General features: G+C 66.0%; 10 protein-coding genes and 2 tRNA genes. 10 read left to right on the forward strand and 2 right to left on the reverse strand.

What is annotated here, in order from left to right:
- Positions 1-51 precede the first annotated feature (51 nt).
- The 5 genes from pheT (at position 52) to AC07OC_RS08405 (ending at position 4033) form a co-directional block, all read left to right on the forward strand.
- Positions 52-2499 carry a phenylalanine--tRNA ligase subunit beta gene (gene pheT, locus AC07OC_RS08385; protein ID WP_218338794.1) on the forward strand — a complete coding sequence of 816 codons (2448 nt, stop codon included), beginning with the start codon at positions 52-54 and terminating at the stop codon, positions 2497-2499.
- Between the two features lie 23 nt (positions 2500-2522).
- Positions 2523-2849 carry an integration host factor subunit alpha gene (locus AC07OC_RS08390; protein WP_218297540.1) on the forward strand — a complete coding sequence of 109 codons (327 nt, stop codon included), beginning with the start codon at positions 2523-2525 and terminating at the stop codon, positions 2847-2849.
- Between the two features lie 97 nt (positions 2850-2946).
- Entirely contained in the window at positions 2947-3381 is a 435-nt protein-coding gene (locus AC07OC_RS08395; RefSeq protein ID WP_218297539.1) for a MerR family transcriptional regulator, read from the forward strand.
- Between the two features lie 30 nt (positions 3382-3411).
- Positions 3412-3488: transfer RNA gene (locus tag AC07OC_RS08400), tRNA-Pro, on the forward strand.
- A gap of 245 nt (positions 3489-3733) precedes the next feature.
- Positions 3734-4033 carry a single-stranded DNA-binding protein gene (locus tag AC07OC_RS08405; protein ID WP_218297538.1) on the forward strand — a complete coding sequence of 100 codons (300 nt, stop codon included), beginning with the start codon at positions 3734-3736 and terminating at the stop codon, positions 4031-4033.
- 180 nt (positions 4034-4213) lie between these two features.
- Here the strand turns inward: AC07OC_RS08405 and AC07OC_RS08410 are convergent, their stop codons facing one another.
- Positions 4214-4417 (reverse strand): hypothetical protein, encoded by a 204-nt coding sequence (locus tag AC07OC_RS08410; RefSeq protein ID WP_218338793.1) that lies wholly within the window; start codon positions 4415-4417, stop codon positions 4214-4216.
- Between the two features lie 620 nt (positions 4418-5037).
- Between AC07OC_RS08410 and nirB the strand changes: the two genes are divergently transcribed.
- From nirB to AC07OC_RS08435, 5 genes are all read left to right on the forward strand, one after another.
- A complete protein-coding gene (nirB, locus tag AC07OC_RS08415; RefSeq protein WP_218338792.1) occupies positions 5038-7572 on the forward strand; it encodes a nitrite reductase large subunit NirB in 2535 nt (844 codons plus the stop codon).
- 206 nt (positions 7573-7778) lie between these two features.
- Complete coding sequence (gene nirD / locus AC07OC_RS08420) at positions 7779-8135, forward strand: nitrite reductase small subunit NirD (protein WP_255590835.1); 357 nt, start codon at positions 7779-7781, stop codon at positions 8133-8135.
- Positions 8136-8300: 165 nt separating this feature from the next.
- Positions 8301-9611, forward strand: a complete 1311-nt coding sequence (locus tag AC07OC_RS08425; protein WP_218338791.1) for a nitrate regulatory protein — start codon at positions 8301-8303, stop codon at positions 9609-9611.
- Positions 9612-10001: 390 nt separating this feature from the next.
- Entirely contained in the window at positions 10002-10814 is an 813-nt protein-coding gene (locus AC07OC_RS08430; protein ID WP_218338790.1) for a formate/nitrite transporter family protein, read from the forward strand.
- Between the two features lie 144 nt (positions 10815-10958).
- On the forward strand, positions 10959-12713 hold the full coding sequence (locus tag AC07OC_RS08435; RefSeq protein ID WP_494600816.1) for a bifunctional protein-serine/threonine kinase/phosphatase: 1755 nt from the start codon (positions 10959-10961) through the stop codon (positions 12711-12713).
- Positions 12714-12814: 101 nt separating this feature from the next.
- Here the strand turns inward: AC07OC_RS08435 and AC07OC_RS08440 are convergent.
- Positions 12815-12890: transfer RNA gene (locus tag AC07OC_RS08440), tRNA-Thr, on the reverse strand.
- Positions 12891-12898: the final 8 nt, after the last annotated feature.

Below are 12898 nucleotides of genomic sequence, written 5' to 3' on the forward strand. Positions count from 1 at the left end.
AGAGACCGCGCAGGGTAATTTCCGTATACGACCCCGTACAAGAGTTCGACTATGCAATTCCCTGAATCCTGGTTGCGTGAGTTCTGCAACCCACCCCTTTCGACCGCCGAGCTGGCCGAGACGCTGACCATGGCCGGCCTGGAGGTGGAGGAGCTGCGCCCCGTGGCGCCGCCGTTCGCGAAGATCGTTGTGGGCGAGATCAAGGAAGCCGTGCAGCATCCCGATGCCGACCGCCTGCGCGTGTGCCAGGTGGACGTAGGGCAGGGCGCCCTGCTCAACATCGTGTGCGGCGCACCCAATGCGCGCGTGGGCATCAAGGTGCCCTGCGCCCTGGTGGGCGCCGAGCTGCCGCCGGGCGACGACGGCAAGCCCTTCCTGATCAAGGTCGGCAAGCTGCGCGGTGTGGAAAGCCAGGGCATGCTGTGCTCGGCGCGCGAGCTCAAGCTGTCGGAAGACCACGGCGGCCTGCTCGAACTGGATGCCTCCGCGCCCGTGGGCCAGGACATCCGCGAGCACCTGAACCTGGACGACACGTTGTTCACGCTCAAGCTCACGCCCAACCTGGCGCACTGCCTGAGCGTGTACGGCATCGCCCGCGAAGTCTCCGCGCTGACCGGCGTGTCCCTCTCGCAGCCGGCCTTCCCGGCAGTGGCCTCCAAAGTCCCGGACACCCTGGCCGTGAAGATCAGTGCCCCTGACCTGTGCGGCCGTTTCAGCGGCCGCGTGGTGCGCAACGTGAACACCCGCGCCACCACGCCGCAGTGGATGCTCGACCGCCTGGCGCGCTGCGGCCAGCGCGGCGTGTCGCCGCTGGTGGACATCTCCAACTACGTGATGTTCGAGCTGGGCCGTCCCTCGCACATCTTCGACCTGGACAAGATCCATGGCGGGCTGGATGTGCGCTGGGGCAAGGCGGGCGAGTCGCTCAAGCTGCTCAACGGCAACACCATCACCGTCGACGAAAAGGTCGGCGTGATCGCCGACAGCCAGCAGGTCGAGTCGCTCGCCGGCATCATGGGCGGGGACGCCACCGCCGTCTCGGACGACACCAAGCACATCTACATCGAGGCTGCCTTCTGGTGGCCCAAGGCAGTGGCCGGGCGTTCGCGCCGCTACAACTTCTCGACCGATGCGGGCCACCGCTTCGAGCGCGGCGTGGACCCTGCGCTGACGGTGGAGCACATTGAGCGCATCACCCAGCTGGTGATCGACATCTGCGGCACGCCCGAGACGGCCTGCGGCCCGATGGACGACCAGCGCGTGAACCTGCCCGTGCCCCAGCCCGTCACGCTGCGCGTGGCGCGCGCGGCCAAGGTCATCGGCATGCCGCTCACGCAGGTGCAGTGCGCCGACGTGTTCAGGCGCCTGGGCCTGCCGTTCGCGGAAGGCGAGGGCACCCTCACCGTGGCGCCACCGGCCTACCGCTTCGACATCACCATCGAAGAAGACTTGATCGAAGAGGTTGCGCGCATGGTGGGTTACAACAACCTGCCCACGACGCCGCCGCTGGCCCCCATCACCCCCAAGCTGCCGGCCGAGGCCACGCGCAGCCCGTTCGCCGTGCGCCGTACGCTGGCGGGCCTGGGCTACCAGGAAACCATCAACTTCAGCTTCGTGGAAGAGCGCTGGGAGCGGGAGCTGGCGGCCAACGCGCAGCCCATCAAGCTGCTCAACCCCATCGCCAGCCAGATGAGCGTGATGCGCTCGAGCCTGCTGGGCTCTCTGCTGCAGGTGCTCAAGTTCAACCTGGATCGCCGCGCCGAGCGCGTGCGCGTGTTCGAGCTGGGCCGTGTGTTCCTGCGGGATGCCAGCGTGGCCAACACCGACACCACGGTGGAAGGCTTTCACCAGCCCATGCGCGTGGCCGGTCTGGCTTATGGACCCAACGATGCGCTCCAGTGGGGCCGCAAGGAGCAGTCGATCGACTTCTTCGATGTGAAGGGCGATCTCGAGGCCTTGCTGGCGCCGCTGCAAGCCACGTTCGAGCCGGCCGTCCATCCTGCGATGCACCCCGGCCGTTGCGCGCGGGTGCTCCTCAACGGGCGGGCCGTGGGTTTCGTGGGCGAGCTGCACCCGCAGTGGCGCCAATCGTGGGAGCTCCCGCAAGCGCCGGTGATGTTTGAACTCGAACTGGATGCCGTATTGCAGCGTGCAGTGCCCCAATTCAAGTCCGTGGCCAAGCACCAGTCCGTCGAACGTGATCTGGCGGTGGTGGTCGCTGAGCGGGTCACCCATGCCGAGGTCATGGCGGCGGTCCAGCAAGCGGTGCCCGGCGCAATGCTGCGTTCGGCCGTGCTGTTCGACGTTTACCGGCCCAAGGCGCTGCGTGCGGGCGAAGAGGCACCCGCCGGTGGCCTGGCTCCTGGGGAGAAGAGCCTGGCGGTGCGCCTGACTCTGGGCAGCGACGAGGCGACGCTCACCGAGGCCGAGATTGATGCCGCTGTTCAAGCGGTGGTGGGGCAATTGGCCCAGCGCATGGGCGCACGGCTGCGTGTCTGATGATGTTCAAGGGAGCTGACGCCATGATCGAATTCGCCGTCGAAAGCCTGGAAACGCCAGCGCTGACCAAGGCACAACTGGCCGATCTGCTGTTTGACCAGATTGGCTTGAACAAGCGCGAGTCCAAGGACATGATCGACGCATTCTTCGACCTGATCTCGCAGAGCCTGGTGGAGGGCAAGGATGTGAAGTTGTCGGGTTTCGGCAACTTCCAGATTCGCACCAAGGCACCACGGCCCGGGCGCAACCCGCGCACGGGCGAGGCCATTCCGATCAAGGCACGCCGCGTGGTGACGTTTCACGCCAGCAGCAAACTCAAGGAACAGATCCAGACGGCTGCCGGATCGTGAATTTGTGCCGTTTTTGTGACCAGAATGTTGCCGATGACTGGCGGTCCGTGCGCGTCTGCAGTACGCTAGCTGGCTGACCGGTTTGAATCCACCACCCATGGGCACCCCCCTTCCTTCGATCCCCGCCAAGCGCTACTTCACGATTGGTGAGGTCGCGGAGCTTTGTGGCGTCAAGCCCCATGTATTGCGTTACTGGGAGCAGGAGTTCACTCAACTGCGCCCCATGAAGCGGCGTGGCAACCGGCGCTACTACCAGCATCATGAAGTGCTCATGATCCGCCGCATCCGGGATCTGCTCTATGACCAGGGATTCACCATCAGTGGCGCGCGCAATCGCCTGCAGGAGCTTGCGCATCCCGCCCGCGATGAGGCCGGGGCCGATGGCGCGATGAACGGGTTTGATTCCGAGATGCCCAGCATGCTGGTGGACAGCGCACGCGATCTTTCCATCGATGCGATGGGCATCACGCTGGACTCCAATGCGGTGCGCAAAGAATTATTTGAAATTCGGGCGCTACTTTCTCTGGGTTGACCTTTTTTCTGCATATAATCTAAGTCTTGTCGGCGTGTAGCGCAGCCTGGTAGCGCACTTGCATGGGGTGCAAGGGGTCGCGAGTTCGAATCCCGCCACGCCGACCATTGTTAGCAAAAGCCCAGAACCGAAAGGTTCTGGGCTTTTTTGCTTGGTCGCGGAAAAACATGCAACACGGCCTGGGGTGAAATGAAAGGCGGCTTGCTGCTGCGTGCTGTGCAGGCATGGTGGCGATACCGAGCCCCCGCTGATCAGCAGGCTCCCTGTCGAGGTAGTGCTGACATGTGGTCAGCCCGTGTTGCGGTTGCCCCCGCCAAAACCAAAGTAGCGGCTCGCCCCGCAAAGGACTCTCATGATCGATGGACTGGTGGCCGGCAGGCTGTATGGCGAGGCCGAGCGGCGTACTGACAAGGCCGGGAAGCCTTTTACCGTCTCCAAGGTGCGAGCAAGCACGGCGGATGGCGAGACGCTGTTCGTCAACGTGATTGCATTTGAGGCAGGGGTCTGCGCCTCCATGCACGCCCTGCGCGATGGAGACTCTGTGGCGCTGGCGGGAAGCATCACGCCAAGAGTCTGGACGGACAAGCAGGGAAACACGCGGCCCGCGCTGGACATGGTCGCGCACCGCCTGCTCACGCTGCACGGCGAATAAAAAACAAGGCGATGCAAAACTGATTCTGCGGCTCGCGCTCGCCGCGGCGTGACGTGCCAACGGGCGGTGCAAGAGGAGAGGGCGGGCGAGTCCGGCCGCCTGCCTGGGCGGTGCTTGCGACGGATACCCTGCCGCGCACGAAACAGCATTGAAAACGTGGCTGCTGCCAGGTCGCAGCGATCAGGTTGGTTTTTTGGGTGCTGGCTGGTCCTGCGCGAATCCCAGTGCCTTGAGTTCTTCTTCGCTCAGGTGCAGTTCCGTCAGCTCGGGTTGCCGCGCTTCGACCGTGCGCCTGCGTTCATAGTTGGTGGGCGGCCCTTTTTCCACTTGCCGGCGGTCTTTTCCGCTGCGCCTGTCCGCGCTGCCTCTGCGTTCCACGCTCATGTTGGTAGTCCTCATATAGGAAAAAAGCTCTGGGATTCCTGCCCTGGCTGGCCATCCTTTCAGGAGCACTGAACAGGTGTCCTGACCGGCCGGACTGCATCGTCTCAGTCTGCATGAGGCGGGCACGTTTGAAAAAGAAAGAATGGCAACAAACCAGCACACGGCACGCGTTCCAGGTACCAGAACTCCTGGCTGTCCCTGGGGCATTCCGACGCGGTCTGCCTGCGGCAATTTGTCCCAACCTGAGGCGATGCCCTGATTTGGTGATGGTTTGCACCGCATTGATGCGACTCCGTGCCGGCCGGGTCGCTGATGCCAACCCGCTTGCCCGCTCCTGGCGAGCGCTATGTGGCCGCAGGGGCTGAAAGGGCGGCATGGATATTGCGATCTACCGTTGCATGTCTGCCGGTGAAGCTGCCGTCGGACCGACCAACACCCTCCGCTAATGATGGCGGAACCCCCGGACGAGCGAGGCTATGAGCCTCTCGTGGGGTCGTTCCAATCCACACCCGTGCCGTTGCGGAGGGTGAGGTGCACTGGTTGCCTCCCTCGGGGCTGCCGATGCACAGCATCCCTGCACTTGCCCTCCGGGCGGCCCGGTCCATTGCAGGATCACTAGCATGAAAATCGTTCTCATTGGCCACGGCATGGTCGGCCACAAGTTCCTCGAAAGCCTGGCCGAGACCGGCATGACCGGCGTCGAGGTCACCGTGCTGTGCGAGGAGCCACGCCCCGCCTACGACCGGGTGCACCTCTCCGCCTTCTTCAGCGGCACCACGGCCGAGCAACTCTCCCTGGTCGAGCCCGGCTTCTTCGAGCGCACCGGCTTCACCCTGCGCCTAGCGGCGCGGGCCGCATCGGTGGACCGCCGCATTCGCACCGTGACCACGGTCGACGGCGAGGTGCTGCACTATGACAAGCTGGTGCTGGCCACTGGCTCCAACCCCTTCGTGCCCCAGGTGCCGGGGCGCGACCGCGACCACTGCTTCGTCTACCGCACCATCGAAGACCTGGAGGCCATGCAGGCCTCGGGCGCCAAATCCAAGACCGGCGTGGTTGTGGGCGGTGGTCTGCTGGGTCTGGAATGCGCCAAGGCGCTGCGCGACATGGGCCTGGAAACCCATGTGGTCGAGTTCGCCCCGCGCCTCATGGCCGTGCAGGTGGACGAGGGCGGCGGCCGCGTGCTGCGCGCCAAGATCGAGGAGCTGGGCGTGCAGGTGCACACCGGCCGCAACACCCAGGAGATCACCGATGGTGCCCGTGCGCGCCACCGCATGGTGTTTGCCGACGGCACCTGGCTGGAGACCGACATGATCGTCTTCTCCGCCGGCATCCGCCCGCGCGACGAACTGGCCCGCCAGAGCCTGCTGGCCATCGGCCCGCGCGGTGGCGTGGCCATCGACAGCGCCTGCCGTACCAGCGACCACGACGTCTACGCCATCGGCGAATGCGCGTCGTGGAACGAGCAGACCTTCGGCCTGGTAGCCCCCGGCTACGACATGGCCCGTGTGGCCGCCCGCCACATCGCAGGCGAGACCGACGCCGCCTTCGTCGGCGCCGACATGAGCACCAAGCTCAAGCTCATGGGCGTGGACGTGGCCAGCATCGGCGACGCCCATGCGAAAACGCCCCACAGCCGCACCTGCCAGTATGTGGACGAGCGCCGCCAGGTCTACAAGAAGATCGTCATCAGCGAAGACGGCAAGCAACTGCTGGGCGCCGTGCTGATTGGCGACGCCACCGAATACGGCACGCTGCTGCAGATGGCCCTGAACGGCATCACGCTGCCCGAGGACCCCGAGTTCCTGATCTTCCCGTCCAGCGATGGCAAGGCCAAACCCGGCCTGGGCGTGGGTACCCTGCCCGACACGGCACAGATCTGCTCGTGCAACAACGTCACCAAGGCCGGCATTTGCGAAGCCGTGGGCAATGGCGCCTGCACCATCGCCGAGATGAAGGCCTGCACCAAGGCCGGCGCCACCTGCGGCGGCTGCGTGCCCCTGGTCACCCAGGTCATGAAGGCCGAGATGGCGCGCCGTGGCATGGCCGTGAACAACCACATCTGCGAGCACTTCGCGTACTCGCGCCAGGAGATCTACCACCTGGTGCGCGTGGGCAACATCAGGAGCTTCGGCGAGCTGCTGGCCCAGCACGGCAAGGGCATGGGCTGCGACATCTGCAAGCCGGTGGCGGCCAGCGTGTTCGCCTCGTGCTGGAACGAGTTCGTGCTCAAGAAGGAGCTGGCCGGCCTGCAGGACAGCAATGACTACTACCTGGGCAACATCCAGAAGGACGGCACCTACTCGGTGGTGCCGCGCATGCCCGGTGGCGAGGTCACGCCCGACGGCCTGATCGCCGTGGGCCAGGTGGCCAAAAAGTACGGCCTGTACACCAAGGTCACCGGCGGTGCGCGGGTGGACATGTTCGGTGCGCGGCTGGAGCAGTTGCCGTTGATCTGGGAGGAGCTGATCACCGCCGGGTTCGAGTCCGGCCATGCCTACGGCAAGTCCCTGCGCACGGTCAAAAGCTGCGTGGGCTCGACCTGGTGCCGCTATGGCGTGGGCGACAGCGTGGGCCTGGCCGTGGAGCTGGAGAACCGCTACAAGGGCCTGCGTGCTCCGCACAAGATCAAGTTCGGCGTCTCGGGCTGCACGCGCGAATGCGCCGAGGCGCAGGGCAAGGACATCGGCATCATCGCCACCGAAAAGGGCTGGAACCTCTACATCTGCGGCAACGGCGGCATGAAGCCGCGCCATGCCGAGCTGTTCGCGTCCGACCTGTCCAAGGAAGACCTAGTGCGCATGATCGACCGGGTGCTGATGTTCTACGTGCGCACGGCCGACCGGCTGCAGCGCACCAGCACCTGGCGCGAGAACCTCGAAGGTGGCCTCGACTACCTCAAGGACGTGCTGCAAAAGGACAGCCTGGGTCTGTGCGCCGAGCTCGAATCGCAGATGCAGAACGTGGTCGATACCTACCAGTGCGAATGGAAGACCGCCGTGACCGACCCCGAGACGCGCAAGCGCTTCCGCTCGTTCGTGAACAGCGACAAGGCCGACGAGAACGTGCTCTTCGTCGAGGAGCGCGGCCAGATCCGCCCGGCCCGCGCGGAGGAGCGCGGCGCCAACGTCATCCCCATCCGCCAGGCCGCCTGACATGAAGCACCCCCTGAGTCGCTTCGCGCCTTCACCCTTCTCTCGACGCGCTGTGCGAGTCCGGGAGGGGGACGCCCCCAGCGCATGCGCTGGATACGCCGCCTTCGCGGCGGGGCGGCCCTTGCGTGGGGCACTGGTGTCGGCTGCGCCAGTTGCGCGCGCTGCGGGCAACCTGTAGCGCAATGAATCAATAACGGAGAACTCCCATGAGCGCACTTCCCATGAACAGTACCGACCCCCTTGCCTGGACCGACATCTGCGCGGTCGACGACATCCTGCCCAGCACCGGCGTCTGCGCCCTGGTGGCCAACCGCCATGTGGCGGTGTTCCGCACCGGCAGCGACCAGTTCTTCGCCATCGACAACGTGGACCCGAAGTCGGGCGCCAGCGTGCTCTCGCGCGGGCTGATCGGCAACCTGGGCGAGCGCGTCGTCGTCGCCTCGCCGCTGTACAAGAACCATTTCGACCTGCGCACGGGCGAATGCCTGGAGGCGCCCGAGCATTCGGTGCGGGCGCACGGCGTGCGCGCCGAGGGTGGGCGCGTCAGCATTGCAATGGCCTGAGGGCCTGCCCTTGAGGTCTCTTGAGGCCGTGTCCCGGCAACTCTTCGGGCCGGGTTGTGCGGAAGTGCATTGCACCGCGTTCCGCGCAGGCCCCTGGAGGCTTGGCGGGTGCGCGGCAGGTTCTGGGGTTAGCATTCCCTCGTATTGATTTTCTGGAGTTCCCGCATGCCCGACCAGGCCGCGTCCCTGACCGTTTCGACCCTTGTGCTGCGCTCGCGCCAGCTGGAGATCGACGCGGTGCGCCACCTCGCAAGCCGGGCCGTTCTGGTGGACACGATCGGCCAGCTGATAGAAGGTCTGCAGCGCGAGCGCGGCGCATCGGGCGCCTACCTGGCGTCCAATGCCCAGCGTTTTGCCGACATGCGCAGCCGGATCATCCAGGAGGTGCTGCCACTGGAGGCGCGACTGCGCCAGGAATTTGCCCAGCATGTGGAACCCGAACAGGGCGCGACGGCCAAGGCCTTGTCGCTCATGGCGTGGGCCCTCCTGGGGCTTGATTCTCTGCCCGCGCTGCGCAGCCAGATTTACAAGCAGGCGATGACCGCACACGACTCGATCGCTGCGTTCAGCCACCTGATCGCGGGTCTGATCGAGCTGGTCTTCCATGTGGCCGATGCGGCGGGGCTGCCCAGCGTATCGCGCCAGCTGGTGGCTTTGCTGCACCTGGTGCAGGCGCAGGAAGAGGCGGGCCAGGAGCGCGCCATGGGCGCGCTGCTCTATGCCTCTGGCCAGGGCAGCGACGCGCACCAGCAGCGGGTGCTGCACCTCATCGACGCGCAGGAGCGCAGCTTGCGCGTGTTTTCCGAGTTTGCCGATCCGGCCCTGCGTGGACGCTGGGAGCAGCAGCAGCTTGCCCCCGGCATGGCCCAACTGGAGCGGCTGCGGCGCACGCTGTGCGTGGTGCGCCCCGGCGCCGCCCTGGACAGCAACCTGAGCGACGCCTGGTTCGACGTGTGCACGGAGCGCATCAACGCGCTGTGGCAACTGCAGGTCGAACTGGTCCAGCGTCTGCGCGAGGACTGCGAGGCTCGCATCCTCGAAGCGCAGCAGGACCTGCAGGACTCCAGGGGCCTGCTGCGCGGCCTGCGCGACAACCCGCCGCAGCGCACGCACGCGGTGGACCGGTTCTTCGACATCGCGATTGCACCCACGTCCGTGCCGGAGGCGGCGGCCGGCACGCACGGGGCCGAATCGGCTTCGCTGCTGGAACTGCTGCAGGCCCAGTCGGCGCGCATGGCCAGCATGGAGGCCGAGCTGGAGGCGGCGCGCCGCACGCTGAACGAACGCAAGGTGATCGAGCGCGCCAAGGGGGTGCTGATGGCCCGCCTGGGCATGAACGAGGAAGTCGCCTTCCGCGTGTTGCAGAAAACCTCGATGGACCAGAACCGCCGGCTGCTCGAGGTGGCGGAGGCCACGCTGTCCCTGCCCGATCTCGCCTTTGCGCAGTCTGCGCTGTCAGGCGCCAAGTCCTCATAGATAGCGTCGCGGTGCCCCGCAACGGGGCGGGCAGGCACTGGTGACCCACTGTGGTGCCGGTGCCGCACCGAGTGGAGGCTCATTTCTTGCGATGGTCGCCGCGCATGCGCCAGAGAGGGACGGGCCACGCTCCGATGCACCATTCCATCAGGGGTATGGAACTTGCATGGAGAGAAGTGGTTGTCGGCTAAAGGCGGCTTGCCAACCCACCGTCCGTGGTCTTCCGCGGGCAAAGGAATCGCGCATCCAAGGATAACGGCGTCCCTTGCGTCTCCTCCAGATGACTGGAGGGCGGCGCAGCGGACGCCGTTTTCTTTTTTCCTCCTTGCGCGTTCCGCCGGCCCGCCGTCCGGGACGCTGTCAATAGTCTCCCGTCCCAAAGGAAATTCAATGGCCTACCTTGCCCCTGCCGAGTTCGTGACCAAGATGGTCGACTCCGGTGAATCCAAGCTCCTGATGTCCACCCGCGACACGCTGATCCGCTCCTACATGGCCGGCGCCATCCTGGCGCTGGCGGCCGCGTTTGCCGTGACCGTCACGGTCAACACCGGCAACCCGCTGGTCGGCGCCATGCTGTTCCCCGTGGGCTTCATCATGCTGTACCTGATGGGTTTCGACCTGCTGACGGGCGTGTTCACGCTCGCACCGCTGGCGGTGTTCGACAAGCGCCCAGGTGCCACCTGGGCAGGCGTGCTGCGCAACTGGGGCCTGGTGTTCGTGGGCAACTTCGCGGGCGCACTGACGGTGGCGGTGTTCATGGCCATCATCTTCACCTTCGGCTTCAGCGAGGCGCCCAATGCCGTCGGCGAGAAGCTCGGCCACATCGGCGAGGGCCGCACGGTGGGCTATGCCGCCCATGGCGCTGCCGGCATGCTCACGCTGTTCGTGCGTGCCGTGATGTGCAACTGGATGGTCTCCACCGGCGTGGTCGCCGCGATGATGTCCACCACGGTCTCGGGCAAGGCCATCGGCATGTGGATGCCGGTCATGATCTTCTTCTACATGGGTTTCGAGCATTCCATCGTCAACATGTTCCTGTTTCCCACCGGCCTGATGCTGGGCGGCAAGTTCACGCTGATGGACTATCTGATCTGGAACGAGCTTCCCACGGTGCTCGGCAATCTGGTCGGAGGCCTGACCTTCGTCGGTGCCACGCTGTATTCCACGCACTACAAGACCGCGCCCAAGCGCCACCATGCCTGAGCTTCTCCCTGAGCGACCTCGCCGCTGCGCGCTGCGGGCATGGGGACGCCGCCAGCGCGGCGGGGCGACCCCCGCGCGGCGGCTGGCGGGTGGGCCGCGCCGGTTGCATGGGCTGGCGGTGGCGTGCAGCGCCATGGACCGCTGATGGGCCACGGCACGGATCCGGGCGGGCTGCGCGTCACGCTGGGCCAGCACTCGCGGGCGGGGCGCAAGGGCGTCAACCAGGACTTCCATGGTGCCATGTTGCCCGGCGAGCCGCTGCGCGGCTCCAAGGGGATCGTCGTCGCCCTGGCCGATGGCATAGGGTCCAGCACGGTCAGCCAGGAGGCCAGCGCGGCCTCGGTGCGCAGTTTCCTGGACGACTACTACGCCACCTCCGACGCCTGGTCGGTGCGCCGCTCGGCCCAGCGCGTTCTGAGTGCCACCAATGCGTGGCTGCATGCGCAGACCATGCGCAGCCACGCGCGTTTCGACAAGGACCGCGGCTATGTGACCACCTTCAGCGCGCTGATCCTGAAAGGCCGCGATGTCCATGTGCTGCATGTGGGGGATGCGCGCATCTATCGCCTTCACGGGCAGTCGCTCGAGCAGCTGACGCAGGACCACCGTGTCCACCTGTCGTCGGCCGAGTCGTTCCTGGGCCGCGCGCTTGGCACGAGTGCCCATGTCGAGATCGACTATTGCTGCCTGCCGGCCGATGTGGGGGCCCTCTACGTGCTGGCCACCGACGGTGCGTACACGCATTTCGATGCAGCCGCAGTGCATGCGGCTCTGGCACGGTTTCCCGGGGACTTCGATCAGGCCGCGCAAGATATCGTGGAGGGTGCGCAGGCCCGCGGCGCCGACGACGACATGACCGTGCAGATCCTGCGCATCGATGCGCTGCCCGATCCTGAAGCCCACCGCCTGCATGCGCTGCGCGAAGGCCTCGCGTTCGCGCCGCCGCTGTCGCCCAGGATGCGTTTCGAAGGCTACACCGTGGTGCGCGAACTGCACGCGAGCGCGCGCAGCCACGTGCACCTCGCGGTGGACGGCGCGACGGGGCAGCAGGTGGTGCTGAAGACTCCATCGACGGCGTTGCGCGATGACGCCGGCTATCTCAACAGCTTCCTGCTGGAAGAGTGGGTGGCGCGGCGTATTCATAGCCCCCATGTGCTCCGGCCACACACCAGCGACCGGCCGCGCCAGCATGTCTACGTGGCCATGGAATTCGTGGAGGGCCAGACCCTGGCGCAGTGGATGATCGACCATCCCCGCCCGGATCTCGACGCGGTGCGCAGCCTGGTGGCGCAAGTGGCGAAGGGACTGCAGGCCTTCCATGGCAAGGAAATGCTGCACCAGGACCTGCGGCCGGAGAACGTGATGATTGACCGCACGGGAACCGCCCGGATCATCGACTTCGGCTCCACGCTGGTCGCTGGCCTGGCCGAGGAAGCGCACGGCCTGGACATGGGCTCATCCATTGCCGGCACCTTGCAGTACACCGCGCCGGAGTATTTTGCGGGCATGGGGGGCAGCGCGCGTTCCGACCTGTTCTCGCTGGCGGTGCTCACCTACCAGATGCTGTCCGGGCAGCTGCCGTATGGCCTGCAGGTGGTGCGCATCCGCTCGGCGGGTGACGTGAAACGGCTGCGGTACGTGCCGATCCGCCATTTGCGGGCCGACCTGCCGGATTGGCTGGATGCCGTGCTGCAGAAGGCTTTGCACCCCGATCCGGCCAGGCGCCAGGAGGCGGTGTCGGAGTTCATCCACGACCTGCAGTCCCCAGGGCTGCGGTTCCAGCGCCGCAGGGCGGCACCGCTGGTGGAGCGCAATCCGGTCGTTTTCTGGCAGACCGCCACGCTGGTGCTGGCGCTGGCCGTGCTCTTGCTGGCCGGGTTGCGTGTTTTTGGGCGCTGAGCGGCCAGAAAGGGCGGTGCTGCCGGGCAGCAGGCCCTCCCGGCATGCGCAAAAAATAAAGCCCCGCCATTTATCCAATAGCGGGGCTTTATTTGCTGACTTGGTGCCGGAGAGATGAATCGAACACCCGACCTTCTCATTACGAATGAGCTGCTCTACCGACTGAGCTACACCGGCGTAAGCCT

It is taken from the genome of Acidovorax sp. GW821-FHT10E04 (assembly GCF_059415185.1).

Excerpts from the sequence above, each read along its gene's own strand:
- pheT (WP_218338794.1), top strand. The coding sequence starts at position 52 with ATGCAATTCCCTGAATCCTGGTTGCGTGAGTTCTGCAACCCACCCCTT.
- AC07OC_RS08390 (WP_218297540.1), top strand. The coding sequence starts at position 2,523 with ATGATCGAATTCGCCGTCGAAAGCCTGGAAACGCCAGCGCTGACCAAG.
- AC07OC_RS08395 (WP_218297539.1), top strand. The coding sequence starts at position 2,947 with ATGGGCACCCCCCTTCCTTCGATCCCCGCCAAGCGCTACTTCACGATT.
- AC07OC_RS08405 (WP_218297538.1), top strand. The coding sequence starts at position 3,734 with ATGATCGATGGACTGGTGGCCGGCAGGCTGTATGGCGAGGCCGAGCGG.
- AC07OC_RS08410 (WP_218338793.1), bottom strand. The coding sequence starts at position 4,417 with ATGAGCGTGGAACGCAGAGGCAGCGCGGACAGGCGCAGCGGAAAAGAC.
- nirB (WP_218338792.1), top strand. The coding sequence starts at position 5,038 with ATGAAAATCGTTCTCATTGGCCACGGCATGGTCGGCCACAAGTTCCTC.
- nirD (WP_255590835.1), top strand. The coding sequence starts at position 7,779 with ATGAGCGCACTTCCCATGAACAGTACCGACCCCCTTGCCTGGACCGAC.
- AC07OC_RS08425 (WP_218338791.1), top strand. The coding sequence starts at position 8,301 with ATGCCCGACCAGGCCGCGTCCCTGACCGTTTCGACCCTTGTGCTGCGC.
- AC07OC_RS08430 (WP_218338790.1), top strand. The coding sequence starts at position 10,002 with ATGGCCTACCTTGCCCCTGCCGAGTTCGTGACCAAGATGGTCGACTCC.
- AC07OC_RS08435 (WP_494600816.1), top strand. The coding sequence starts at position 10,959 with ATGGGCCACGGCACGGATCCGGGCGGGCTGCGCGTCACGCTGGGCCAG.